The organism is Amycolatopsis sp. WAC 04182 (assembly GCF_003947465.1).
Classification (GTDB): Bacteria; Actinomycetota; Actinomycetes; order Mycobacteriales; family Pseudonocardiaceae; genus Amycolatopsis.
In genome coordinates this window covers 601,318-625,157 of record NZ_QHJJ01000005.1, presented here as the reverse complement: position 1 = coordinate 625,157, position 23,840 = coordinate 601,318, and the positions used below count along the sequence as shown (strand labels likewise).

The window sequence follows — 23,840 nt, the reverse complement described above, 5'->3', positions numbered from 1 at the left end:
AGGTTGCGAACTTCATGGAAGCAGTGGGCAGAGAATGCGGGCTCGGCGGCGACCCTCGGTCGAGCGAGCTTTCCGACGAGCTGATTTCGGTGCTGTACAAGGATTTCCGGGAAACCCTGTTCGGTCAGGTGATGTACCTGACCGGCCATGATCAACAATGGACGGAGGACGTCGTCCAGGAAACACTGATTCGCGCCTGGCAGCATTCCGACACGTTGAACCGGGAGCCGGGAATGCTGCGCGGCTGGCTGCTCACGGTCGCCAAGCGGATCGTGATCGACGGCTGGCGAAACCGGCGCGCACGCCCGCAGGAGGTGGAGCTGGACAGTTCCGAAAACGCCGAAATAGCGGACCGGACCGAGCAGTCACTGTCCGCACTCGTCATTTCCGAAGCGCTACGCTATCTGGACAGCAAATATCAGGCCGTCATCTACGAGACGTATCTGACCGGGCATACGGTCCGGGAGGCGGCGGTGATATTGGGAATCCCGGAGGGAACGGTCAAATCACGGCTGTACGCGGCTATGAGGACATTGCGACGGTCGTTAGGAGAACTGGGTTCGCCATGAGGAAGCGAAAGGTGAAACACACCGATGTGGCGGCGTACGTACTCGGTGTGCTCGACCAGGCCGAGGCTCACGCCTTCGAAACACATTTGAAGGGCTGCGTGCGCTGCGGCCGGCAGGTCGCGGAATTCGCTTCGGTGGAAGACGCGCTGGCGAAGGCCGATCTGCGCTACCTGTCCCCCGTCGCTTCACCGCGGTGCGGGCGGCTGTCGCTGGTCGCGGCCAACCTCGTGGTGGTCTTCCTGGCGTGCGTCGTCGCGGCCCTGATGTCGTCACAACGGTCGTCCCGCCGGCTTCGGCGGATCTCGTCGGATGCGGGCATCTCGACCTCTGCTCCCCTCGATGACCAGCGATTACTCCCGATACCGCTCACGTTCGAGTAGTCTGCCGCAACCCGACACGAAGGTCTCTACGGTGCATACCGAAGTAAATCCCGAGAGCCCCTTCGGCGGGCCTTCGGTACCGAAGCGCCTCGCCACCGTGCTGCTGGGCCGCGACAGCGAACTCGACACGGTCACCGGGCTGTTCCGGGCCGCCCTGGCCGGCCGGGCCGCCAGCGCGGTGGTGGTCGGAGAGTTCGGCATGGGCAAGTCGGCGGTGCTCACCGCGGCCGGAGAGCTCGCGGAAGCGGCCGGGTTCACCGTCGCGATCGCCACCGCGTCCCGGCTGGAAACGCATCTGAGCGGCAGTGTCGGCCGCCAGCTGATCGAGGGGCTCACCCACGCGCACGCCGTCCCCGGCTCGCCGCGGCCACGGGCCCCGCACGCCACAGAATCCCTGCCGGACCGCCGTCCCCGGACCGAACACCAACAGACCGAGGCGCTCGACGCCTTCTTCCACGCCGTCCGGCACGCCGCCGAACAGGGGCCGGTCTTCCTCGGCATCGACAACATCCACCTCGCGGACCCGTGGTCGATGCGCTGCCTCGCCTACATCCGCCATCGTGTCGAGCAGCTGCCGGTGATGGTCGTGCTGACCTCGCTGGTCGGCCATTTGCAGACCGGCGAGGTCGCGCTGCTGGAGATGTCCGGCTGCACTCCGGCGACGATCCTGTTGCGCGGGCTCGGCACCCGGCACGTCGCCGAATTCCTTCGTGTCCCTCCCGGGCGGTTCGCCGAGGAATGCCGCGAGGTCACCGGCGGCAACCCGTTCCTGCTCGGCGCGCTGGCACGCCGGCTGGTCCCGGGGATGGACCTGGACACCGCGGGGTCGGCGATGATCGGCGAGGTGCTGCGGGTCCGCATGCACGAGTACACCGCCGCGCCGAAGATGCTCGAAGCCGTCGCGATCCTCGGCGAGGACGCGAGCTTCGACCTGCTGGCCCAGCTCGCCGGGGTCGACGAGAGCACCGCGCTGGAAGCCATCGACACGATGGTGCGCGTGCATCTGCTGACCAACAGCCATCGGCCGGCGCTGACCTACCGGTTCGTCCGCAACTCGGTGCTCGCCGACATGCCGCTCACCACCAGGGCGGTCACCCAGGCCAGGGCGGCACGGCTCCTGCACGACGCGGGCGCCGCGCCGGAGCGGGTCGGCGCGCATCTCCTGGAGGCGACCGCGATCAGGATCCCTTGGGCGGTCGACGTCCTGCGGCTGGCCGCGCGGCATTCCGTGGTCGAGGGCGACCCGGAGCTCTCCGTCCGGTTCCTGTCTCGGGCGCTGGAAGAACGGCTCAGCGAACGCAAGCGGATGGCGATCCTGCTGCAGCTCGCGCACGCGGAATTCCACTGCGACCCGGATTCGGCACCGGCCAGGGTGCGCGAGGCCGTCGACCACATCGACGACCGCGAAACCGCGGCCTTCGTCGCGACGGCCATGATCCTTTCACTGTGCTGCGGCCCGGACGCGCGGCTGGCGATCAACTCCGCCGGCCAGTTCGCCGCGCGGCTCGACGCGGGCGGGCCCGACGCCGTCTGGCCGCTGCTGTGCATGACCTATCTCGCCGAGGCGGGCAGCAGACTCGGGCCGCCGCCGGACTTCCGCGACTTCGAACGGCAGTGGGCGCCGCTGAACGATCCCGCCGCGCAGCAGAGCCGGTCGGGGTTGCTGGCGCTCGACACGGTGCGAAGCGGGAAGTCCTCGGCGAACGCCGTCCGGCATTTCGGAGAGGCGTTGTCCGGCGAGCAGCCCGAACTGTTCGAACAGCCCTATTTCTTCACGCTCGCGACGGCCGCGCTCGCCGACGAGCCCGCGCTCACCGACAAGCTCTGCCAGGTACTCGACACGAAACGCCTGCCTTGGGACTTCCATGTACCGAAGGGCGCTCTGGCCACCCTCGCCCGCGGGATCGCCCTGCAGGCGGGCGGCGATCTGGTGCGGGCGAGCGTCCACTACGAATCGCTGGTGCGGCAGTTCGACGAACGGGGCGCCACCAGCCGGTGCCCGATCGCGGTGCTGTGCGCGGCGAGGCTGATCGAGGTCTCGGTCGACCTCGGCCGCCACGACCTCGCGACCGCGCTGCTGGGCAAAATCGATTTCGCGGCCACACAAGCACTTTTCACGCACAATTACCTGCTCTACGCCCGTGGCAGGCTCCGTGCGGCCACCGGGGAACCCGAGCTCGGCTACGAAGACCTGCGCGGCTGCGGCCGCCGTCTCGAACATCACGGCATGCGCTTCCCCGGCTTCGCCCCCTGGCGCGCGCACGCCGCCCGCACCGCGCTGGCGCTCGGGCGCACCGACGCGGCGGCCCGGCTCGCCGAGGAGGATCTCGACGCCGCCGGACGCTGGGGAGCGCCGAGGATCCTGGGCAGCGCGCTGACCACGGCCGGTCTCGTCCGCGACGACGGCCTCGGCGAGGAGGCCGAACGCCTGCTCACCAAGGCCGTCGACGTCCTCGGCGGATCGACCGCGAAACTGGCGCTGGCCGAGGCGCTGACCGAACTCGGCGTGTTCCAGGCCCGGCACGGGCAGGCAGAGAAGGCGATCGGCACACTGCGGATGGCCACGCAGTCGAGCAAGCACTGCGGGGCGCGGCCGCTCGCGAGACGGGCCGCCGAGGCGCTGCGGGACGCGCGCACGAGCCTCACGACGGCGAAGGACAACGAACACGGCCTCACCAAACAGGAATACCGTGTCGCGCTGATGGCGTCACAAGGTCTCACCAACCGGGAGATCGCCGAAGCGCTGCACCTGACGCGCCGCACCGTCGAACTCCATTTGTCCGGGGCCTACCGGAAACTGGGGATCGCCGGCCGCACCGAATTGAGTTCCGCGCTCGGCCGGTCCCAGCGCGTGGACGCCGATTGACGGTTTCCGGGGGCGGCGGGTTCACTCCGCGGCATGCCGGGAATCGAATCCGAACCACTCAAATTCGCCTATTGGGTCCCCAATGTGAGCGGCGGTCTGGTCACCAGCGACATCGAGCAGCGCACCGACTGGGGATACGAGTACAACCGGGATCTCGCCGTCCTCGCGGAGAACAGCGGGTTCGAGTACGCGCTGAGCCAGGTCCGCTACACGGCCAGCTACGGCGCCGCCTACCAGCACGAATCGACCGGGTTCAGCCTCGCGCTGCTGCTCGCGACCCAGCGGCTGAAGGTGATCGCGGCGATCCATCCCGGACTGTGGCATCCCGGGGTGCTCGCGAAGTTCATCGCCAGCGCGGACGTGATCTCCGGTGGCCGCGCGGCGGTCAACGTGGTCAGCGGCTGGTTCAAGGACGAATTCACGAACCTCGGTGAACCGTGGCTGGAACACGACGAACGATACCGTCGATCGGAAGAGTTCATTCGAGTACTGAAGGAGCTCTGGACGAGCGACCACGCCGAATTCGCCGGCGATTTCTACCGGATCCACGATTTCGACATCAAACCCAAACCGGTCGGACGGCCGCATCCGGAGATCTTCCAGGGCGGCAACTCCACCGCGGCGCGGAAGCTCGCCGGCCGGGTCTCCGATTGGTACTTCAGCAACGGCAAGGACTTCGACGGGTTCAGCGAGCAGGTCGCGGAGGTCTGCGGCTACGCGGCCGAGAACGACCACGCCGTCCGCTTCGGGCTCAACGGTTTCGTGATCGCGCGGGAGACCGAGAGCGAGGCGAAGGCCGTGCTGCGCGAGATCGTCGAGAAGGCGAACACCGAGGCCGTCGAGGGCTTCCGCAACGCCGTCAAGCAGGCGGGAAGCTCCACTTCGGACAAGAAGGGGATGTGGGCCGACTCGGAGTTCAAGGATCTGGTGCAGTACAACGACGGCTTCCGCACCGGGCTGATCGGCACGCCGGAGCAGATCGCGGACCGGGCCATCGAGTACAAGAAGCGCGGGGCGAGCCTGCTGCTGCTCGGTTTCCTGCACTACCTGGAGGACGTCGAGTACTTCGGAAAGCACGTGCTTCCGGTGATCCGGGAGAAGGAGGCGGCCCTGGAACGCGTTTAGTCCTCTGGATGCGGTCGTTGCGCGGGGCAACTACCGCATTCAGAGGACTAAACGCAGGGGGTTCTACGGCAGGTAGACGGTCTGGCCCGGGTGCATGGTCGGGCCGCAGTCCTTGAGCGGACCGCCGAAGCGTGCCTTCTCGACGTCCGGCATGGTCTTCGCCGCGTAGTCCTGGACGGCCTTCAGCTTCTCGGGGCTGGTGATGGCGTCCTTGCGCACGAAGTCCCCGTTGCGCGGTCCGCTGCCCGGGTACACGAAGATCGGCTCGTAGTCGCGGTCGATCCGCGGGTCGACGGTGATGCCGTTGCCCGCGGCCCACGGGCCCCACGAGTGGATGAAGGTCGGCTTGACCTTCTCGAACACGTAGTCGCGCAGTCCCGGCAGATCACCGTTCTTGAGGAAGTCCGCGACGTCCGCCTCGACCAGCCCGGCCATGTCGACCAGATGCAGGCGGCTGGTCATCGACGAGCCGCCGAGGTCAGGCAGCAGCAGGGACGCCTGCTGGAGTCCGAGGATGTCGGCCATCGTGTTGAAGCCGCGACCGAAGCGGTCGGCGATGAGGCACGCGGGCACCGTCGGGACCTCTTGGAACTTCTTCGACGCCGACGCGAAGCCCATCCCGGACGGGATCGCGGCCGCGACCAGCACGAGCACCACGACGGTCCGCAGCACGGCCCGCGAGCGGCGCAGCAGTTCACCGGCGGCCAGCGTTCCCGCCAGCACGGCGAGGATCCAGATCGGGGTCGCGAACCGGTGCTGGCCCATCCAGTCCGGGACCATCACGCCGTACGCGATGATGCCCAGCGCCAGCGGCACCAGCAGCGCGATCAGGGCGCGCCGCCATTCCGCCCGGACCAGCGCGAAACCGATGGTCAGCGCCAGCAGGATCGTCCCGGCGACACCGGCGTAGCCGACCAGCTCGAACGGCTGCTTCAGCGCCGAAAGGCCGGGCAGGCCCTGCCCCTTCGCGATGGACGGGTTCGCCAGCAGCCTGCCGAACTCCGCGATCCGCCAGGCGAGGTACGCCCCGAACGGGATCGCGAACGCGACCACCGACACCACGACCAGCTTGACGCTCTGCCCCAGGAGCGGCTTCCGCAGCTGGAACAGGACGACGAGCGGGTACGCGCCGCCGTAGATCAGGCCTTCGGGGCGGGTCAGCGCGGCGAACGCGACCAGCACCCCGGACCAGACGGCGACCTTCGCGGTGAGCACGGTGTCCTTGCGCACGGCCACGAACAGCAGGGCGGCGAGCCACGCGACGGCCATCCCGAACAGGGAGTTCTCCAGGCCGGAGATCGTCCAGATGACGAACGACGGGATCGCGGCCAGCGTCAGCCCGACGACCAGCGTCGCCACCCAGGCGAAGCGCGCGAAGATCTGCTTCGCCATGATGTGGCACGCGGCCAGCGTCCCGGCGGTGAACAGGAGCCCCAGCAGCTTCGGGAAGAGGACGTAGTCGGGAAGGCCGAACAGCATGCCGCTGTCGAAGACGCCGACGAGCTTGCCGAGCACCAGCGCCACCAGCCACGTCGAGTTCGACCAGCCCTCGACCGACGGCTGCCCTTGCTGCAGCACCGGCCCGAGCCCGTCGGCGAAGCTGCGCGCGTAGGAGAAGGTGATGGCCGCGTCGTCGACGATCCAGTGGCCGTAGAAGGTGGCGTGCCAGGCGACGGCCGCGACACCGGCGAGCACCGCCAGGTACGGCGCGACACGGGCGGCCAGGCCACGACGGGCCGGCGTCTCCGCCGGGTCGGGCACGTCTTGTTCGGAAGCTTCGCTGAGTGCGCTCGCCGTCATGTCCCCGTCTTTGCCTTTTCGCTCACGTGCCGTCGCCGAAACTGTAGCCAATACCCCATCGGCCGCCTGCGACACGTCATATCCAGGCGTGATCCGCGCCACACTCTCCTGATCAGGAGAGATGCGAGATGTCGTTCACCAGCCGCACCGAGGCGTTGCCGTCCGGGTAGAACTCGACGATCGACAGCGAGGCCAGGTCCAGGTGCAGGCGGAACAGCAGCGACGGCCCGGCGTCCAGGCCCATCCGCAGCAGCGCCTTGATCGGCGTGACATGGCTGACCAGCACGAGCGTGCGGCCGCCGTACTTCGCGATCAGTTCGTCGCGGGCCTTGCGGACCCGGCGGTGGACACCGTCGAAGCTTTCGCCGCCCGGCGCCGCGATCGAGGTGTCGGAAAGCCAGCTGGTCTGGAATTCGGGGTCGCGCTCCATCGCCTCGGTGAAGGTGAGGCCTTCCCAGTCGCCGAAATCGGTCTCGATCAGTCCGGGATGGGTCTCGACCCGGCCGCCGAGCGCGTCCGCGATCGCTTGCGCGGTCTGCTGGGTGCGGATCAGCGGGGAGGCGATGATCGGCGCGGCCTCGCCGTCGACGATCAGGCCCTCCATCGCGCCGAGGCGTTTCGCGGCGGCGGCCGCCTGCTGCTTGCCGTGCTCGGTGAGGGGCACGTCGCCGCGGCCGGAGTAGCGCTTCTCGACCGACATCGCCGTCTGGCCGTGCCGGACGAGGAGCATTTTGGTCGGTGTCCCGGTCGCGCCGGTCCAGCCGACCGGGCTGACCCTGTCCTGCTTCACGGTTTTCTTCGGCGCTTCCGGCTTCTTCTCGGCCTCACGCCCGGCGTCCATCGCCTCGTTCGCGAGCCCGTCCGCGTGGGAGTTCTCCGCACGCGGGATCCACTCGTAGCGCACCCGCGAGAACCGCGCCGCCAGCTCCTTGGCCTCGGCGTTCAACGGCTGCATCGAGGGATGCTTGACCTTCCAGCGCCCGGACATCTGCTCCACCACGAGCTTCGAGTCCATCCGGACGTCCACTGTGGACGCTCCGAGCTCGGCGGCCGCGGCGAGCCCGGCGATCAGGCCGGAGTACTCGGCGACGTTGTTGGTCGCGATGCCGACGTACGCCTTGCGCTCGGCGAGCACCTCACCGGTGGCCGCGTCCTTGACGACCGCGCCGTATCCGGCGGGGCCGGGGTTGCCCCGCGAACCGCCGTCGGCCTCGACGAGCACGTGGTCGGTCACAGGCCGGACTCCAGTGTGCGCACCAGGATGGCGCCGCAGTTCTCGCACTGGATGACGTTGTCCTCGGGGGCCGCCTTGATCTCGGCGATCTCGCGGCGGTCGATGTCGAGCTGGCAGGCGCCGCAGCGGCGGGCCCGCAGCAGCGCCGCGCCGATGCCCTTCTGCGCCCGGACCCGCTCGTAGAGCTTCATCAGGTCTTCCGGGAACCGCGGCAGCAGCTTGGCGCGGTCTTCGTCGCGGCGCGCCTTCGTGGTGTCGAGGTCGGTGAAGTGCTCGTCGCGGCGGCGGACGGCTTCGGCGACCTCGTTCTCGGCCTTCGCGACCTCGGCGCTGGTGCGCTGGGCGTCGAGCTCGAGCGCCTCGCGGCGCTCCATCAGTTCGAGCAGGTCGTCCTCGAGGGCGGACTGGCGCCGGTTGAGGCTGTTCAGCTCGTGCTCGATGTCGGTCATCTGCTTCGCCGCGACGGAACCGGATTCGAGGAGCTTGCGGTCGCGGTCGCCGCGGGCGCGCACCGACTCGATCTCCTTCTCCTGGCGGGCGATCTCGCGGTCGAGGTCGGACGCCGCGGTCTGGACCGAGACCAGCGCGTCACGTCGTTCGCGCACCGTCTTCTCACCCGCGTCGATCTCGGCGATCTCCGGCAGGGTGCGGCGACGGTGGGCGGTACGCGAGAGTTCCGCGTCCACCTTCGCGAGTTCGAGCAGCTGGCGCTGGACGGCGGGGTCGGCCTTCACGGTGCTCCTTGGATTGTCAGTGCTCGGTTCGGGTGGCCCGTAGCGTCCACGGGTCGGTGCACCTCGTGGAGACGTGAACGTCGACGTTACCCGCAAACGCGGTACGGACGACGGCCGAGGCTTGCTCGCACCACGGCCACTCGCTCGCCCAGTGTGTGACGCCGACCAGGGCGGGGACTTCGGCGATCTCGGCGAGGTGCTCGCCGGCGGGATGATGCCGGAGATCGGCGGTGACGTACGCGTCGACACCGGCGGCGGTGGCCCGCTTGAGATAGCTGTCGCCGGACCCGCCGGAGACGGCGACGCGGCGGATCGGGCGGTCCGGGTCACCGGCGCCGTAGACGCCGGGCTCGGTGCGCGGCAAGGCGTTCGCGACGCGTTCGACGAAGACGGAAAACGGTTCGGGGGCGGGCAGTTCACCGATGCGGCCGATGCCGGTGACGCCGTCTTCGCGGGGGTCGAGCGGGCCGAGGACGGTCAGGCCGATGGCGTCGGCGAGCGCGTCGGAAACGCCGGGCGACGCGGAATCGGCGTTGGTGTGCGCGCAGTAGAGCGCGACGCCCGCGCGGATCAGGCGGTGCACGAGGCGCCCCTTGGTGCTGTCGGCCGGGACGCCGTGGACGCCGCGCAGCAACAGCGGATGGTGCGCGACGATCAGCTGCGCGCCGCCGTCGATCGCCTCGTCGACGGTCTCGTCGACCGGGTCGACACAGAACAGGACCTTGTCCACGTTCTCGGCCGGGTCGCCGCAGACGAGTCCGACGGCGTCCCACGATTCGGCGAGTTCGGGCGGGTACGCCTGCTCCAAGGCGGCGATGACTTCGGCTAGCGCGGGCACCCGGGGATTTTCGCATGTAGCGTTTCCGGACATGCGACTTCGGGTGCTGTGTGCCGCTTCGCTGCTTCTCGTGGCGCTACCCGCGCCGGCGTCGGCGTCTCCGGGACTCTGGCAACTGACCGACCTGGCCGCGCAACGCGTGCAGATCGCCGACAAGGTCGCGGCCGCGAAGTTCGGCACGCCGTCACCGATCGACGACCCGGTGCGCGAACAGCAGATCCTCGACTCGGTGGCCGCGAAGGCACCCGGTCTCGGCCTCGACGCGGCCGGTGTGGTGCGGTTCTTCCGCGACCAGATCGAGGCGAACAAGGTCGTGCAGCGCGGCCTGTACGCGCGGTGGACCGAGCAGCCCGGCACGCGGCCGCCCGGACGACCCGATCTGGGGACCGAGGTGCGTCCGGTGATCGACCGGCTGAACGCCGGCCTGCTCACCGAACTCGCGGAGACGCGGGACGCGCGAGCGCGGCGATCGTGCGACGCGCGGCTCGCGGTCACGGTGCGGCAGACCGACGCGCGGCGCGGGCTGGACCGGCTGCACTCGGTCGCGCTCGGGGAGTCCGTGCGGTCTGCCTGCGCGAGGCCCTGACCTGCGGAAAGGGAGCAAGGGACCTTTGCTACCACTTCGGCCGCGCCCCGTGTCGCGAAAGCCACTTTCAGGACGTCAGATGTCCCGAAAGTGGCTTTCGCGACATCCTCGACCCGCCCGCGGAAGCCGCTGACCTGCGGAAAGAGAGCAAGGGACCTTTGCTATCGCCCCCGGCTCAGTCCAGCGCCTTCGCGTCCTTGTTGATCGCCCAGCGACCGGCCGCGCGCACCACACGGCCCGTCCACAACATCGCCCGGTAGGCCTTCGTCGCCTGATCGGGCACGTCGGGCCGGACGACCTCGTACGGCGCGACGGAAGCGCTCGACCGGAGGTGCAACGGCATCCTGGTCATCGCCTCTTTCGGCGATCTCGCCTGGACGAAGTGGTGCTCCGACAGGATCCGCCCGACCTCGTAGGGGTGCGGAAGCTTGACGGTGATGCGATACCAGCGAAGCCCGGTGGCCGGGGACTCGACGCTGGGTGTTGGTGCGCTCATAAGCGACCTTCCTGCGTGTTTCTCTCCAGGAGGTCTACTCCCGCTTCGTCCCGGCTTTCCACCTTCGCGCGCCCGGTAGCCGTTCGGAGCCGGTGAGCGGTCGATCTCCGGCGGCCATCACACTGATCAGGTGCTGCACATCGTCTTCGTCTGCTCCGGCAACATCTGCCGCTCCCCGATGGCCGAGCTCGTCTTCCGCGCGAAGGCCGAGGAGGCGGGACTCGATCACCTCGTTCAGGTGTCCAGCGCCGGAACCGGCGGCTGGCACGTCGGCGAGGCCGCGGACAAGCGGGCCCGCGCGAAGCTGGCCGAACACGGCTACCCGACCGGCCATGTCGCGGCCGAGGTCGACCGCGGGCATCTGGCCGCCGACCTGCTGCTCGCGGCGGACGAGAGTCACCTGGCGTTCCTTCGGCGCAAGGTGTCGGACCCGGCGAAGGTCCGGCTGCTGCGAGAGTTCGACCCGTCCGCGCCCGAAGGCGCCGAGGTCCCGGACCCGTACTACGGCGAGGACGACGGTTTCGAGGACGTCCTCGGCATGATCGAGCGGGCCGTTCCCGGCCTGCTCGACTGGGTGCGCGCACACGCCTGAGGCCGACCGCTTACCGTGGTGGGGTGCGGTTGAAGTTCCTGCTGAAGCCCGGGTGGCTGGCGTTGACGTTGGTGGTGTTCACCTTCGCCATCACCTGCTTCACCCTGCTGGCGCCGTGGCAGTTCTCCCGCAACACCGAGCGCGAGCACCAGAACGCGGCGCTGCGCGAGTCGTTCTCCGGGCAGCCACGGTCGCTGGACCAGCTGCTTCCCCACGGAGCCGCCCCTGATCAGCGCACCGAATGGCACCTGGTCGCGATGAAGGGAACGTACCTTCCCGAGGGCGAGGTCGTGGCACGCCTGCGCTCCGTACAGGGCGAAGCGGCCTTCGAGGTCCTGACACCGTTCCGGACCGTCGAGGGCACGGTCGTCCTGGTGGACCGCGGGTACGTCCGGCTCGACGACAAGTCGCGCGCGCTCCCCTTCGCCCCGCCTCCCGCCGGAACGGTCGACATCGTCACGCGGGCCCGTCACGACGAGAAGGACGGGAAGAACCGCGACGCCTTCGCCGACGAGTCGACCGGCGGGAAGCTCCAGAGCTACGTCGTCGATTCCCAGGTCGTCGCGCGGGCCGCGAAGCTGGACATCCGGCCGGGCTACTTCCAGCTCGACGTGAACCAGCCCGGCGTGCTCGGCGCGCTGCCGCTGCCGCAGACCGACGCCGGGCCGTTCTTCTCCTACGCGCTCCAGTGGATCGCGTTCGGGGCGATGGCGGTGATGGGCTGGCTGTACTTCACCGTCCGCGAGCTGAAGCCGGGCGGCGTGCTGGCCACGGACCGGCCGCAGCGCCGCAAGAGTGTCGCCGAGATGCTGGCCGAGGACGAACGATCCGAAGTGGCCACCTGATCTGACGTGAAAATGGCCCTTTTATAGGTCCATTCCGCGTGTTCCCCTTCGATCATGCTGATTCACCCGTGGGACGCCGCCCACGACGACGCCGAATGGCAGGCCTGGCTCTCCGAACACGACTTCGGCCAGTTGATCGCCGGGGGCGCGGGCCGTGACCTGCCGATCGTCAATCCCGTGCACTTCGTCTACGACGGCGACCGAACGGTCCTGCTGCACCTCGCGCGCCCCAACCCGGTCTGGCCGTTGCTGGAGGAACACCCGCGCGCGCTGCTGTCGGTGATCGACGATCACACCTACATCCACTCCAGCTGGAACACCCCGGCCGACCCGCCGCACGGGGTCCCGACGTCGTACTACGCGTCCGTCCAGCTCGAATGCGACGTCCGGCTGGTCGACGACGCCGAGGAGAAGGCCGCGCTGCTCGACCGGCAGCTCGCGCACTTCGAACCCGGTTCGGGCCGGTTGGGGGTGAGCGCCACCGAGGCGCCGGACAAGCGGGTCCTTCCCGGCATCCGCGGCGTCGAGCTGACCGTCACCGGGGTGCGGGCGAAGTTCAAGTTCGGCGGGAACAAGCAGCCCGCCGACCGGTCACGGATCGACGCGGAGCTCGCGCGGCGCGACGGTCCGATGGATGCACGGGCGCGGGCGCAGCTGGCGCGGCGGGAGCGGTAGCAAAGGTCCCTTGCTCTCTTTCCGCAGGTCACTGTGGGTTTCGGGTCACCCAGCGCACCGGAACCCACACGGTCACAACGCGGAGTAAGGGGTGTGTGGAAATAGGGACACTCAACGTCTCTATTTCCACACACCCCTACCGCCTGGGAAACGGCGGCAAAGGTCCCTTGCTCTCTTCTCGCAGGTCACTGTGTGGATTTCAGGACATCTGACGTCCCAAAATCCACACGGTCACAGCGCGATAGCAAAGGTCCCCCGCTCCCTTTCCGCAGGTCAGCGCACCAGGCGATAGCAAAGGTCCCTTGCTCCCCCGCCGCCCCAAACACAGGTCAGCGCCGCCGTCGCCGAAGCCCGACGAGACCCGCCAGCACCACCGAGCTGAGCGCGCCCAGCCAGCCGACCACCCGCGAGAGTTCCACGGCCCGCGTCACGTGCCCGGCGTCCGGGTTGCGGCCGATGCCGAGCACCGGCAGTTCCTCGACCCCGTGCGGATACACCGTCCGCCCGCCGACCCGGATCTCGAGCGCCCCGGCGAACGCGGCCTCGACGCGGCCCGCGTTCGGACTCGGGTGCGCGATGGTGTCTCGTCGCCAGGCGCGCCACGCGCCGCCGGCCGAGCCGCCGACGACGGGGGCCGCGAGCACGGTCAGCCCGGCGGCGACCCTGGTCGGCACGAGATGGACGACTTCGTCCAGCCGGGCGACGAGCCATCGGTACCGCTCGGGGCGCCCGCGCCCGATGCCGCGCAGCAGGCTGATCGCGCGCGAACCGAGCAGGCCGGGCACACCGGCCAGCGCTCCCCACACCAGCGGCGCGATGACGACGTCGGCGGTGTTCTCGGCGAGCGTCTCCACCGAAGCGCGCGAGAGGCCGATGACGCCGAGGTCGTCGGCGACGCGGGGGTCCAGTGTGGACAGTGTGCCGCGCGCGGTCTCGAGTTCGCCTTCTTCGAGGTCCCGCGCCAGCGACGTGCCGTGCGCGGCCAGGCCGGCGGCGCCGAGGACGGCCCAGGTGGTCACCGCGGTCGTGGTCGCCTCCAGGACGGGGCTGCGCCGTCCGGCGCGTTCGGCGAGCACGCCCGCCAGCACGGCGGAGCCCGCGAGGCCGCCGGTCCACAGGACTCCGGCCACCGGATGCTTCGACCGGACCTTCGCGTCCACCGCGGAAGCCGCCTTGGCGAACGCCGTCACCGGACGCCGGGACCGAGGGTCCCCGATCACCCCGTCCGCGGCCACCCCCAACACCAAGCCGATCGCGCGCGCCGCGCTCACCGTCGCCCCCTGCATGCAGTATCCCTCGAAGACCTGCAGAGGTTACTCGAAGATCATCCGTCCAGAAGGACGGCCATCTCGTCACGCGCCTGGATGACGATGTCCCGCATCGCGCGTTCGGCCCGGTCAGGGTCACCGGCGTCGACGGCCGCTGCGACCTCGACGTGCAGGGCGACGGCCTCGGGTTGCGGTTCCTCCGGCATCAGCCCGTGCCCGGTTCGCCCGGCGAGCACCGCGGCGACGACCGCCGAAAGCTGCGCGAACATCGGGTTCCGCGACGCGGACAGCAGCAGATCGTGGAAGGCGACGTCGTGCCCCAGAAAGGTCTCGAGATCCCGCTGGTGCGCAGTCTCCTCGAGCCTCTTCGCCAAGGCCCGGAGACGGCCGCCTTCTTCCGGTGTCGCCCGCAGCGCGGCGTACCGGGCGGCGCACGGTTCGACGCCGGAGCGCAGTTCGGTGAGGGTTCGCAGCGCGGCCTTCCGCTCGGATCCGTCGAGTTGCCAGCGGAGCAGTCTCGGGTCGTAATGGTTCCAGTCACGCGGCTCGCGCACGATCACGCCGACCCGGCGCTTGCTGCTGGTCAGGCACATCGTTTCGAGGACGCGCACCACCTCGCGGGCCACCGTGCGGGACGCGCCGAACCGCTCTTGGAGCTCCTCCGAGCGCAGGACGGAGCCCGGCGGGAGCTCCCCGTTCGCGATCGCGGAACCGAGCGCGTCGAGCACTTCGGCATGCCTGTCGTTGCCCACCAGGCGACTGTAACGTTCTGACTCGATTAAGTAGTACTTGATGTTGCTTAAGTAGTACTTTTGAGCTGTACTCGTCCCGGCTACAACGACGTGGGAGGTACGGATGACCGTCATCGTGGTGATGGGCGTTTCCGGCTCGGGCAAGACGACCGTGGGCACGGCACTCGCCGAACGCCTCGGCGTCGACTACGCCGAAGCGGACACGTTCCATCCGAAGGCGAACATCGACAAGATGAGCTCCGGCCACCCGCTGAACGACGAAGACCGGCGACCCTGGCTCGAAGCCATCGCCGCCTGGATCTCCGACCACCAGTCCTCCGGCGGCGTCGTGACGTCCTCCGCGCTCAAGTACCGCTACCGCGACATCCTGCGCAGCGGCGGCGACGTCTGGTTCCTGCACCTGCACGGCGACCGCGACCTGCTCGCCGACCGGATGAAGACCCGCTCCGGCCATTTCATGCCGGTGTCCCTTCTGGACTCCCAGCTCGCCGACCTCGAACCGTTGCAGCCGGACGAATTCGGCCTCGTCGCCGACATCGCGAAGAAGCCGGAAGAGATCGTCGACACCGCCCTTTCCGCTTTCGAGGACCACTGATGACCACCACTCTCGCCGCCGCCTGGACCGGACACGACACCCGCCTCATCGGCGCGACGGTGCTCGCCATCGCCGTGATCGTCGTCCTGATCACCAAGGCGAAGCAGCATCCGTTCCTGGCCCTGATCCTCGGCTCCGGCGTGCTCGGGCTCGTCGGGGGCATGCCGGTGGACAAGCTGATCAAGAGCTTCAGTTCCGGCGTCGGCTCCACCGTCGCCTCGGTCGGCGTGCTGATCGCGCTCGGCGCGATGCTCGGCAAACTGCTCGCCGATTCCGGCGGCGCGGATCAGATCGTCGACACCATCCTGCGCCGCGCGGGCGATCGCACCCTGCCGTGGGCGATGGCGCTGGTCGCCGCGCTGATCGGGCTGCCGATGTTCTTCGAAATCGGCCTGGTCATGCTGATCCCGGTGATCCTGCTGGTCGCCAAGCGCACCGGGAAACCGTTGCTGCTGCTGGGAATCCCCGCGCTCGCCGGGCTTTCGGTGCTGCACGGTCTCGTCCCGCCGCACCCCGGACCGCTCGCCGCGGCGGGCGCGCTGAACGCCAACGTCGGCCTCACCCTGGCCTTCGGCCTGCTCGTCGCGATCCCGACGGTGATCATCGCCGGGCCGCTGTTCGGCAGGCTGGCCGCGAAGATGGTCCCGGACGCTGTCGCGCCGGAACGTCTCGTCCCGGAATCGTCCTCTTCGGACGGTCGGCGGCCCGGCTTCCTCGCGACGCTGTCCACCGTGCTGCTGCCCGTCGTGCTGATGATGGGCAAGGCGCTCGCGGACATCCTGCTGGAGAAGGAGAACCACGTCCGCCGCGTGCTCGACTTCATCGGTGATCCGCTGGTGGCGCTGCTCGCCGCGGTCCTGCTCGGCATGCTCACCCTGGGCAAGTCCGCGGGTTTCACGCGGGACAAGCTATCGTCCACGGTGGCGGACTCGCTGCCGCCGATCGCCGGCATCCTGCTCATCGTCGGCGCGGGCGGCGGGTTCAAGCAGACCCTCGTCGACGCCGGGGTCGGCAACGTCATCACCAGTCTCGCCACCGGCGCGAACCTGTCGCCGCTGCTGCTCGGCTGGCTGGTCGCGGTCGCGATCCGGCTCGCGACCGGCTCCGCGACGGTCGCGACCGTGTCGGCCGCCGGCATCGTGGCCCCGCTCGCCGCGACCATGGACCCGTCGCACAGCGCGCTGCTGGTGCTCGCGATCGGCGCCGGTTCGCTGTTCTTCTCCCACGTCAACGACGCCGGGTTCTGGCTGGTCAAGGAGTACTTCGGGCTTTCGGTCGGGCAGACGCTGAAGAGCTGGTCGATCATGGAGACGGTCATCTCGGTGGTCGCGATCGCGCTGATCCTGCCGCTCGGCGCCTTGCTGTAGCCGAAGTACATGAAGGCCCCCTTCCTTGCGCCTGGCGCAAGGAAGGGGGCCTTCATGTACTTCCGGGGAAGTCACGGGTTGTCATGTGACCTTTTGGTCACCTATTCTGCTCACGTGCCCGACGACGACCTGGTTTTCAAGGCCCTGGCGGATCCGACCCGCCGGTTCCTGCTCGACCAACTGTTCACGCGTGACGGCCGCACGCTGACCGAACTCGAGTCCGGCCTGGACATGAGCCGGTTCGGCGTGATGAAGCATCTGAAACTGCTCGAAGAAGCCGGTCTCGTCGTCACACGCAGGGAAGGCCGGGAGAAGAAGCACTTTCTCAACCCGGTGCCGATCCGCCAGATCCACGACCGGTGGATCGACAAGTTCACCGAGCGCAACGTGACCGCGCTGCTCGACCTCAAAGCCGAACTAGAAGCCCCAGTACTCGAAAACGAGGAACCGTCATGACCGACACCGACATCCAGGTCTACCGCGTCTACATCAAGGCCACCCCGGAGAAGATCTGGGACGCGATCACGAAGCCGGAGTGGTCGCGGAAGTACGGGTACACCGGCCTCGTCGACTTCGACCTGCGCCCGGGCGGCAAGCACGCCACGCATCCCACGTCGGATTACGTCGAGGCCGGGTTCACCGGCGACCTGGTCGACGGCGAGGTCCTGGAGGCGAGCCCGCCGCGCAAACTGGTCATCACCTGGAAGCTGCTGATGAGCCCGGCCTTCGAGAGGGAGCCGTACACCACGCTCACCTACGAGATCGAAGAGACGAAGACCGCGGGCACCCGGCTGACCGTCACCCACGACCTCGCGGGCGCGCCGACGATGGCCGCCCTGGTCAACGGCTCGCAGGAGAACATCGACGCCGGACCGAACGAAAACCCCGGCGGCGGCTGGCCGTGGATCCTGTCGGACCTCAAGACGCTGCTGGAGACGGACGAGCCGCTCGTCCCCGCCGCCTCCTGACCGGCACCGACGCGAAGGGGCCCTTCACCGCATCACAAGCGGTGAAGGGCCCCTTCGGCTTTTCGGGAGGTTTCGGTCAGTGAACGACGTCGGGCGCGGCGAGAATGGCGCCGATCAGACCGGGAAAGACGGATTCGAGGTCGTCCCGGCGCAAAGCGTTCATCCGCGAGGTGCCTTCGTAGTACTGCCGGATGATCCCGGCGTGACGCAGCACCTTGAAATGATGGGTGCCAGTGGACCGGGTCACCGAGATGTCGAACATCCCGCATCGGATGTCCCGCCCGGCTTCGGCCAACTGTCGGACGATGCTGCGGCGTACCGGATCCACCAGAGCCTCCAGGACTCCTTGCAAGGTCACGTCCTCGACGTCCGGATGATCGGTGATCCGGTCGTCCGTGATCTGGGGCATGGCGCGAGTCCTCCTCCGTGGCGTTGCCGCAATACTACGACCGCAGTCAAAGGTTGATGACTGTCAAAGTTTGACAGTCATCAACCTAGTGCGCTTCCATGATGATGACCGGTGACCATCCGTACGCGTCGAGACGCGGAACGCGGGGGAGAGAGCCAGATGACCACGTCCACCACCTCGCCAGGGCGAATGGCGCCCGGTGGGGTGAAGATCGCCGCACTCGCCACCGGGTTCGTCATGGCTTCGTTGGACACGACCGTGGTCAACGTCGCCGGTGCCGCCATCCAGGCGGACCTGGACAGCACGCTGACCCAGCTCACCTGGATCGTCGACGGCTACATCCTGACCTTCGCCTCGCTCCTGCTCCTCGCCGGTGGCCTCGCCAACCGGGTCGGCGCGCGGGTCGTCTACCAGGTCGGGATGGCGGTGTTCTTCTTCGCCTCCCTCGCGTGCGCGCTCGCCCCGAACGCCGAGACGCTGATCGTCGCCCGCCTGGTCCAGGGAGCCGGCGCCGCCCTGTTCATGCCCAGCTCCCTGTCCCTGCTGGTGCATTCGTTTCCGGAGAAGAAGCAGCGCACTCGCATGCTGGGCCTGTGGTCGGCGATCGTCGCGACCTCGTCAGGCCTCGGTCCGACGCTGGGCGGGCTGATGGTGGGCGCCTTCGGCTGGCCCAGCATCTTCCTGCTCAACCTGCCGATCGGCGTCATCGGCACGCTGCTGACCCGCCGGTACATCGCCCCGGTCGCGGGCAAGCCACAGGGCCTCGCGATCCCGGGCCACGTGATCGGCATCGTGGTCCTGGCTTCGATCAGCTTCGGGCTCATCGAAGGTCCGCAACTGGGCTGGGCTTCGGCGCCGGTGCTCGGCGCGGCAGTGGTCGCGGTACTGGCCATCGGGCTGCTCTCGCTCAGGGAACGCCGCGCCACCACCCACCTGATGCCGTGGAACCTGTTCCGCGACAAGCGTTTCGCCGGAGCCAACCTGATCGGCTTCCTGTTCAACTTCGCGCTTTTCGGCAGCATCTTCATGCTCGGCCTGTTCTTCCAGAACGCGCGGGGCGCCGATCCCTTCGAAGCGGGCCTGCAACTGCTGCCGATGACGATCTTCTTCCCCATCGCGAACATCGTCTTCTCCAGGATCTCCGGCCGGTACGGCAACGGTCTGCTGATGACCGTCTTCCTCACCCTGGCCGCGGTGTCCACGCTCAGCCTGGTTTCGATGTCGGAGGGAACGCCCTACTGGGTGCTTGCGCTCGGCGTCGGCGCGGCGAACATCGGCGCCGGCATCATCTCGCCGGGGATGACCGCGGTCCTGGTGGACGCCGCCGGTCCGGAACACGCCAACGTCTCCGGTTCGGTGCTGAACGCCGACCGCCAGATCGGTTCACTGGTCGGCGTGGCGGCGATGGGTGTCGTCATGCACGCGGCGCCGGGCTGGTACACCGGTGCCTCGGTGTCCTTCCTGCTCATCGGCCTGTCCTACGGACTGGGCGCGCTCGTGTCCTGGCGGATGCTGCTCCGCCCGGACCGCCGCGAGACCACCGCGGCGGAACAGCGCGACCCAGTCCGAGACGACCGAGCCCGGCTCGGCACTGGCGGGTCGTGACGCGTCAGACCCGCTTCGTGGCCGCTTTGAGCGCGACCTTCGCCGAGTCCTCGGCACCGATGGTGTCCAGCGCGAACAACGCCGCGCCGACCACCGGGGCCACTTCGACCACCTGGATCGAAGCCTGCGGCGCCACCTTCAGGCACCGTCGCTCGATTTCCGCGATCACCTGCTCGCCGACGCCGGTCAGCACTCCCCCACCGAGGATGACCTCCGGGGCCTCCTCGGTGAGTTCCAGCCGCCGCAGGATGACCGACACCAGCAAGGCGACCTCTTCGACGAACCGGTCGACCACGTCCTGCGCCACCTCGTCGCCGCCCGCCGCGACGGCGAACAGCAGCGGGCACAGGCCGTGGATCGCGTCGGAGTGCAACTCCTCGAAGTGCAGGCGCTGCACCACTTCCAGCACCGAAGACGCCTTGAAGTGCGCGGTGACGGCGGCTTGCAAGGCCGTGCCCGGTCCCCGGCCGTCCTCAGCGCGGACGGCCCACCACAGCGCTTCCTCGCCCAGCCGGTAGCCGCCGCCCCAGTCGCCGGAGATCTTGCCCAGCGCGGGAAACCGATGCTCACGGCCGTCGGCGCTGACGCCGGCGCCGTTGATCCCAGCGCCGCACACCACCGCCACCCCGGTCCCGTCGGAGCTGCCCGCACGCAGCAGTGCGAGCGTGTCGTTGCCGACGATCAGCGTGTCGCTCCAGCCGCGAGCGGCCAGTGCGGCGTGCAGGATCGCTTCCTCCCGCGGGAAATCCAGCCCCGCGAGGTAGGCCGACGTATGTGTCGCGAAAGGACGTTCGTCGGGAAGCCCTGCCCCGCGAAGGGCTTCCAGGACCAGCTTCTCCAGCGCCTGGACGCTGCCGTCGACCCCGATGTTCTGCGGGGACGCGCCCGGCCCTCGCGACTGTCCGAGCACCCGTCCGTCCCGGGAGACGATCAGGACGTCGGTCTTGCTGTTGCCGCCGTCGATCGCGACGACGACGTCCTGTGAGCCGGCCGTCATGCCCCCGCCCACGGCAGGAACTCACGGTTGACCTGCACCAGCGTGTCGGCGAGCTGATCGGCCTTGGTGTACTGGCCGACCAGCGGATGCGCGAGCAACGCGTCGGCCACCCGATCGCGGCTGCCCTTGATCGCCGCCTCCAGCGCGAGGTGCTCGTACGCGGTCACCCCGGCGATGAGCCCGGCGAACCGCTGCTCCACCGGCGGCTGCGCGATCGGACGCGGCCCGTTACCGTCCACAAGGGACGGAACCTCGATGACGGCGTCGTCGGGCAGGAAGTCGAAAGTGCCCGCGTTGCGGACGTTGACGACGTGCTCCTCCGCCGGGCCACCCGAGGTGAGCGCGTGCACGAGCTGCACCGCGGCCTCGGAATAGTAGGCACCACCCCGCTTCTCCAGCTGCTCCGGTTTGGTCACCACCTCCGGGTCGAGGTACACCTTGAGCAGTTCCTCCTCGACGTCGCTGACCACGTCCGCCCGCGGCCGCTCGGTGCGCTGCTTCGTGACCTGCTCGTCGTGCCCGTAGTAGTACTTCAGGTAGTACGACGGCACGACGTTCATCCGCCGCATCCATTCGACCGGCGCGGTGACGTGCTCGCCGAGGAATTCCGCGTGCTCCGCCAGCAGTTCGGGCAGGCGGTCCTCGCCGTTGACGAGCACCTTCCGTTCCCAGCTCAGGTGGTTCAGTCCGGTGTGGACGAGTTTGACCTCGTCGACCCCGGCACCGAGCAGATGCGCGAACGTGCGCTGGAGGTGGATCGCGACGTTGCACAGCCCGACGGCACGGTGGCCCTCGTTCAGCAGCGCGCGGGTGACGATGCCGACCGGGTTCGTGAAGTTCACGATCCAGGTGTCGTCACCGGCGATCTTCCTTACCCGGTCGGCGATGTCGAGCACCACCGGCACGGTCCGCAGCGCCTTCGCGAGGCCGCCCGCGCCCGTGGTCTCCTGCCCGACACAGCCACAGGCGTGCGGGAACGTCTCGTCCCCGCGCCGCGCGCGCTGTCCGCCGACCCGCAGCTGGATCAGCACCGCCGACGCCCCGTCGACGCCCTCTTCGAGACTCGAAGTGGTGCGGACCCGCGCCGGATGCCCGGCGTGGCTCAGCAAACGATTGCTGAAGTCCCCCACCGCCTCCACCCGGTACGCGTCCGGATCGATCAGCACGATCTCGTCGACGTCCAAAGTGGACCGCCGTCCGGCGATCCCGTCGATCAGCTCGGGCGTGTACGTGGACCCACCACCGACGACTGCCAGTTTCATCCCTTGACCCCTGTGAATGTGATGCCCTTGACGAAGGACTTCTGCGCGAACACGAACAGCACGATCACCGGCAGCATGATCAGCGCGGTGGCCGCCATGGTGAGGTTCCATTCCACGTGGTGCATACCGCGGAACGACGCGATCGCCAGTGAAAGCGGCCAGCTGTCCCTGGTCTCACCCGTGTAGAGCAGCGGACCGAAATAGTCGTTCCAGGTGAACAGGAAGCAGAACATCGCGGTGGCCGCGATCCCCGGCTTCGCCATCGGGATCAGCACCTTGACCATCGCTTTGAACTCGGTGCAGCCGTCGATCTTCGCCGCTTCGAGGTAGTCCTTCGGAATGGTGAGGAAGAACTGCCGCAGCAGGAAGATCGAGAACGCGTCGAAGAAGAAGTACGGCGCGATCAACGGGATCAGTGTCCCGGTGAACCCGAGCCGCACCCACAGGTCGTACAACGGCACGACGGTGACCTGCGGAGGCAGCATCATCGCGGCGACGGTCAGCATGAAGAACAGGTTCTGCCCGCGGAACTTCAGCTTCGAAAGCGCGTACGCCGCCGGAATCGCCGAGACGAGCGCCCCGACGGTGGCCAGCGTCGAATACAGCATGCTGTTGCCGAAGTACCGCAGCAGCGGCGCCTTTTCGAACACCTCGATGAAGTTCTCGAAATGCCATTCCGTCGGCCAGAAGTTCGACGAAAGCGCCTGATCGCTGGACATCACCGCGGTGAGGAACACGAACAGGATGGGCAACATGAAGATCACGCCCATCGCGATGCCCACACTGTGCGTCGCGATCCAGTACAGTTTCTTGTCCCACTTGCGCCGCATCCGCACCTTCGGCGGTTCGGACGCCGGGGCGGCGTGCCGGGGTTCCGCGAGTGTCGTCATCCGCCCTCCTCCTGATGCTGGGACTTGCGAAGCTGACGCACCAGAATCCACGTGAACCCGGCCGAGACGACGAACAGCAGAACCGCCATCGCCGCCGCGTAACCCATGTTGAAGTACCGGAAACCCTGGACGTACAGCCAAACCGGGTAGGTCAGCGTCGAGTTCTGTGGTGCGCCGATGAACTTCGTGTTGCCCGCGACGTCGGCCGCACCCGCCGCGGCCGATCCCGCGACGATCGCCTGTGTGAAGAACTGCAACGCGAAGATGATCGAGTTGACGATGCCGAACAGCAGCACCGGCGAGATCGACGGCAGCGTGACATGCCAGAACCGGCGGACCGGCCCGGCGCCGTCGAGTTCGGCGGCCTCGTACTGCTCCTGCGGCACATCGAGCAACGCCGCCAGGATGATGATCATCAGCTCGCCCGAACCCCACATCACCAGCAGGGTCAGCGCCGGCTTCGACATCGCCGGGTCGTTGAACCACAGCCCGCCGTCGATGCCGACGAAGTCCAGGAACGCGTTGACCGGGCCGTATTCCGGGTTGAACAGGAACACGAAGGCCAGGGTGGCCGCGGCAGGCGGGGCCAGCGACGGCAGGTAGCACAGCGTCCGGACCAGGCCGACGCCCGACTTCAGCCGGGAGATGACCGAGGCGACGCCGAGCGCGAACACCACGCGGCAGACGGTCAGGACGATCACCAGCCACAACGTGTTGTACGCGGCGGTGCCGACCAGCGGCTCGCTGGTGAACATCCGGGCGTAGTTGTCGAAGCCGATGAACTCCGGCGCGTTGATCAGGTCGTACCGGGTGAACGAGTAGTACACCGTGGCGATCAGCGGGTAGCCGAAGAAGATCAGGAAACCCAGCATCGCCGGGGCGATGAAGGAGAAGACGGTGCGACGGCGGCGCGCCGCGTTCCCCTTCCGCGTCCGGGTGGACGCGGAAGGGGAGGCGACCGCCCTGGAATCCAGGGTCGAAGTCATG

The 23,840-nt window shown here is 68.5% G+C and carries 25 protein-coding genes; 13 read left to right on the top strand and 12 right to left on the bottom strand.

What is annotated here, in order from left to right; genetic code table 11:
* Nucleotides 1-14: 14 nt before the first annotated feature.
* From DMH01_RS29040 to sfnG, 4 genes are read left to right on the top strand one after another with little or no spacing between them, the layout of a single operon-like run.
* Complete coding sequence (locus tag DMH01_RS29040) at nucleotides 15-569, top strand: sigma-70 family RNA polymerase sigma factor (RefSeq protein WP_125680343.1); 555 nt, start codon at nucleotides 15-17, stop codon at nucleotides 567-569.
* A gap of 11 nt (nucleotides 570-580) precedes the next feature.
* The gene (locus DMH01_RS29035; RefSeq protein ID WP_233621699.1) at nucleotides 581-949 is read left to right on the top strand and encodes a zf-HC2 domain-containing protein; all 369 of its coding nucleotides are present in this window, start codon (nucleotides 581-583) and stop codon (nucleotides 947-949) included.
* Between the two features lie 31 nt (nucleotides 950-980).
* Nucleotides 981-3,815 carry a BREX system ATP-binding domain-containing protein gene (locus DMH01_RS29030; RefSeq protein WP_125680341.1) on the top strand — a complete coding sequence of 945 codons (2,835 nt, stop codon included), beginning with the start codon at nucleotides 981-983 and terminating at the stop codon, nucleotides 3,813-3,815.
* 33 nt (nucleotides 3,816-3,848) lie between these two features.
* Entirely contained in the window at nucleotides 3,849-4,940 is a 1,092-nt protein-coding gene (gene sfnG, locus DMH01_RS29025; protein WP_125680340.1) for a dimethylsulfone monooxygenase SfnG, read from the top strand.
* Nucleotides 4,941-5,003: 63 nt separating this feature from the next.
* On the opposite strand, the gene DMH01_RS29020 is transcribed toward sfnG, so the two are convergent.
* From DMH01_RS29020 to DMH01_RS29005, 4 genes are all read right to left on the bottom strand, one after another.
* A complete protein-coding gene (locus DMH01_RS29020) occupies nucleotides 5,004-6,740 on the bottom strand; it encodes a hypothetical protein (RefSeq protein WP_125680339.1) in 1,737 nt (578 codons plus the stop codon).
* Nucleotides 6,741-6,852: 112 nt separating this feature from the next.
* Nucleotides 6,853-7,974: a bifunctional RNase H/acid phosphatase gene (locus tag DMH01_RS29015; protein WP_199745667.1), complete on the bottom strand. Its 1,122-nt coding sequence runs from the start codon at nucleotides 7,972-7,974 to the stop codon at nucleotides 6,853-6,855.
* A complete protein-coding gene (locus DMH01_RS29010; RefSeq protein WP_034313141.1) occupies nucleotides 7,971-8,708 on the bottom strand; it encodes a zinc ribbon domain-containing protein in 738 nt (245 codons plus the stop codon). Before DMH01_RS29010 ends, DMH01_RS29015 begins: the two co-directional genes overlap by 4 nt.
* Before the next feature lie 16 nt (nucleotides 8,709-8,724).
* The gene (locus DMH01_RS29005; protein WP_125680338.1) at nucleotides 8,725-9,546 is read right to left on the bottom strand and encodes a Nif3-like dinuclear metal center hexameric protein; all 822 of its coding nucleotides are present in this window, start codon (nucleotides 9,544-9,546) and stop codon (nucleotides 8,725-8,727) included.
* 31 nt (nucleotides 9,547-9,577) lie between these two features.
* On the opposite strand from DMH01_RS29005, the gene DMH01_RS29000 reads away from it, so the two are divergent.
* The gene (locus DMH01_RS29000; protein ID WP_125680337.1) at nucleotides 9,578-10,132 is read left to right on the top strand and encodes a chorismate mutase; all 555 of its coding nucleotides are present in this window, start codon (nucleotides 9,578-9,580) and stop codon (nucleotides 10,130-10,132) included.
* 175 nt (nucleotides 10,133-10,307) lie between these two features.
* Here the strand turns inward: DMH01_RS29000 and DMH01_RS28995 are convergent, their stop codons facing one another.
* Entirely contained in the window at nucleotides 10,308-10,628 is a 321-nt protein-coding gene (locus tag DMH01_RS28995) for a hypothetical protein (RefSeq protein ID WP_125680336.1), read from the bottom strand.
* A 130-nt stretch (nucleotides 10,629-10,758) separates the two neighbouring features.
* Here DMH01_RS28995 and DMH01_RS28990 point away from each other — a divergent pair, with 130 nt between their 5' ends.
* The 3 genes from DMH01_RS28990 to DMH01_RS28980 are packed head-to-tail and all read left to right on the top strand — an operon-like array spanning nucleotide 10,759 to nucleotide 12,740.
* Nucleotides 10,759-11,220 (top strand): low molecular weight protein-tyrosine-phosphatase, encoded by a 462-nt coding sequence (locus DMH01_RS28990; protein ID WP_125680335.1) that lies wholly within the window; start codon nucleotides 10,759-10,761, stop codon nucleotides 11,218-11,220.
* A gap of 23 nt (nucleotides 11,221-11,243) precedes the next feature.
* Nucleotides 11,244-12,065, top strand: a complete 822-nt coding sequence (locus DMH01_RS28985) for an SURF1 family protein (RefSeq protein ID WP_125680334.1) — start codon at nucleotides 11,244-11,246, stop codon at nucleotides 12,063-12,065.
* Between the two features lie 54 nt (nucleotides 12,066-12,119).
* Nucleotides 12,120-12,740, top strand: a complete 621-nt coding sequence (locus DMH01_RS28980; RefSeq protein WP_125680333.1) for an FMN-binding negative transcriptional regulator — start codon at nucleotides 12,120-12,122, stop codon at nucleotides 12,738-12,740.
* Nucleotides 12,741-13,069: 329 nt separating this feature from the next.
* Here the strand turns inward: DMH01_RS28980 and DMH01_RS28975 are convergent, their stop codons facing one another.
* Together DMH01_RS28975 and DMH01_RS28970 are read right to left on the bottom strand one after the other, a co-directional pair.
* Entirely contained in the window at nucleotides 13,070-14,026 is a 957-nt protein-coding gene (locus DMH01_RS28975; protein WP_199745666.1) for a CobD/CbiB family cobalamin biosynthesis protein, read from the bottom strand.
* 38 nt (nucleotides 14,027-14,064) lie between these two features.
* Nucleotides 14,065-14,760: a FadR/GntR family transcriptional regulator gene (locus DMH01_RS28970; protein WP_125680332.1), complete on the bottom strand. Its 696-nt coding sequence runs from the start codon at nucleotides 14,758-14,760 to the stop codon at nucleotides 14,065-14,067.
* Nucleotides 14,761-14,863: 103 nt separating this feature from the next.
* On the opposite strand from DMH01_RS28970, the gene DMH01_RS28965 reads away from it, so the two are divergent.
* The 4 genes from DMH01_RS28965 (at nucleotide 14,864) to DMH01_RS28950 (ending at nucleotide 17,690) form a co-directional block, all read left to right on the top strand.
* Nucleotides 14,864-15,355 carry a gluconokinase gene (locus DMH01_RS28965; RefSeq protein WP_125680331.1) on the top strand — a complete coding sequence of 164 codons (492 nt, stop codon included), beginning with the start codon at nucleotides 14,864-14,866 and terminating at the stop codon, nucleotides 15,353-15,355.
* Nucleotides 15,355-16,722 (top strand): gluconate:H+ symporter, encoded by a 1,368-nt coding sequence (locus DMH01_RS28960; protein WP_125680330.1) that lies wholly within the window; start codon nucleotides 15,355-15,357, stop codon nucleotides 16,720-16,722. Before DMH01_RS28965 ends, DMH01_RS28960 begins: the two co-directional genes overlap by 1 nt.
* A gap of 114 nt (nucleotides 16,723-16,836) precedes the next feature.
* Nucleotides 16,837-17,178 (top strand): helix-turn-helix transcriptional regulator, encoded by a 342-nt coding sequence (locus DMH01_RS28955; RefSeq protein ID WP_125680329.1) that lies wholly within the window; start codon nucleotides 16,837-16,839, stop codon nucleotides 17,176-17,178.
* Entirely contained in the window at nucleotides 17,175-17,690 is a 516-nt protein-coding gene (locus DMH01_RS28950; protein ID WP_125680328.1) for an SRPBCC family protein, read from the top strand. The genes DMH01_RS28955 and DMH01_RS28950 overlap by 4 nt, the downstream gene beginning before the upstream one ends.
* Before the next feature lie 76 nt (nucleotides 17,691-17,766).
* On the opposite strand, the gene DMH01_RS28945 is transcribed toward DMH01_RS28950, so the two are convergent.
* Nucleotides 17,767-18,099 carry a helix-turn-helix transcriptional regulator gene (locus tag DMH01_RS28945; RefSeq protein WP_125680327.1) on the bottom strand — a complete coding sequence of 111 codons (333 nt, stop codon included), beginning with the start codon at nucleotides 18,097-18,099 and terminating at the stop codon, nucleotides 17,767-17,769.
* Between the two features lie 159 nt (nucleotides 18,100-18,258).
* Between DMH01_RS28945 and DMH01_RS28940 the strand changes: the two genes are divergently transcribed.
* Entirely contained in the window at nucleotides 18,259-19,704 is a 1,446-nt protein-coding gene (locus tag DMH01_RS28940) for an MFS transporter (RefSeq protein WP_233621698.1), read from the top strand.
* Nucleotides 19,705-19,708: 4 nt separating this feature from the next.
* On the opposite strand, the gene DMH01_RS28935 is transcribed toward DMH01_RS28940, so the two are convergent.
* Genes DMH01_RS28935 through DMH01_RS28920 form a run of 4 tightly spaced genes read right to left on the bottom strand, consistent with a single transcriptional unit; the run spans nucleotide 19,709 to nucleotide 23,839 of the window.
* Nucleotides 19,709-20,713: an N-acetylglucosamine kinase gene (locus DMH01_RS28935; RefSeq protein ID WP_199745665.1), complete on the bottom strand. Its 1,005-nt coding sequence runs from the start codon at nucleotides 20,711-20,713 to the stop codon at nucleotides 19,709-19,711.
* A complete protein-coding gene (locus tag DMH01_RS28930) occupies nucleotides 20,698-21,963 on the bottom strand; it encodes a 6-phospho-beta-glucosidase (RefSeq protein WP_125680325.1) in 1,266 nt (421 codons plus the stop codon). The genes DMH01_RS28935 and DMH01_RS28930 overlap by 16 nt, the downstream gene beginning before the upstream one ends.
* Entirely contained in the window at nucleotides 21,960-22,853 is an 894-nt protein-coding gene (locus DMH01_RS28925; protein ID WP_125680324.1) for a carbohydrate ABC transporter permease, read from the bottom strand. The genes DMH01_RS28930 and DMH01_RS28925 overlap by 4 nt, the downstream gene beginning before the upstream one ends.
* Nucleotides 22,850-23,839, bottom strand: coding sequence for a carbohydrate ABC transporter permease (locus DMH01_RS28920; RefSeq protein ID WP_199745664.1), 990 nt, complete (start codon nucleotides 23,837-23,839; stop codon nucleotides 22,850-22,852). Before DMH01_RS28920 ends, DMH01_RS28925 begins: the two co-directional genes overlap by 4 nt.
* Nucleotide 23,840 lies beyond the last annotated feature (1 nt).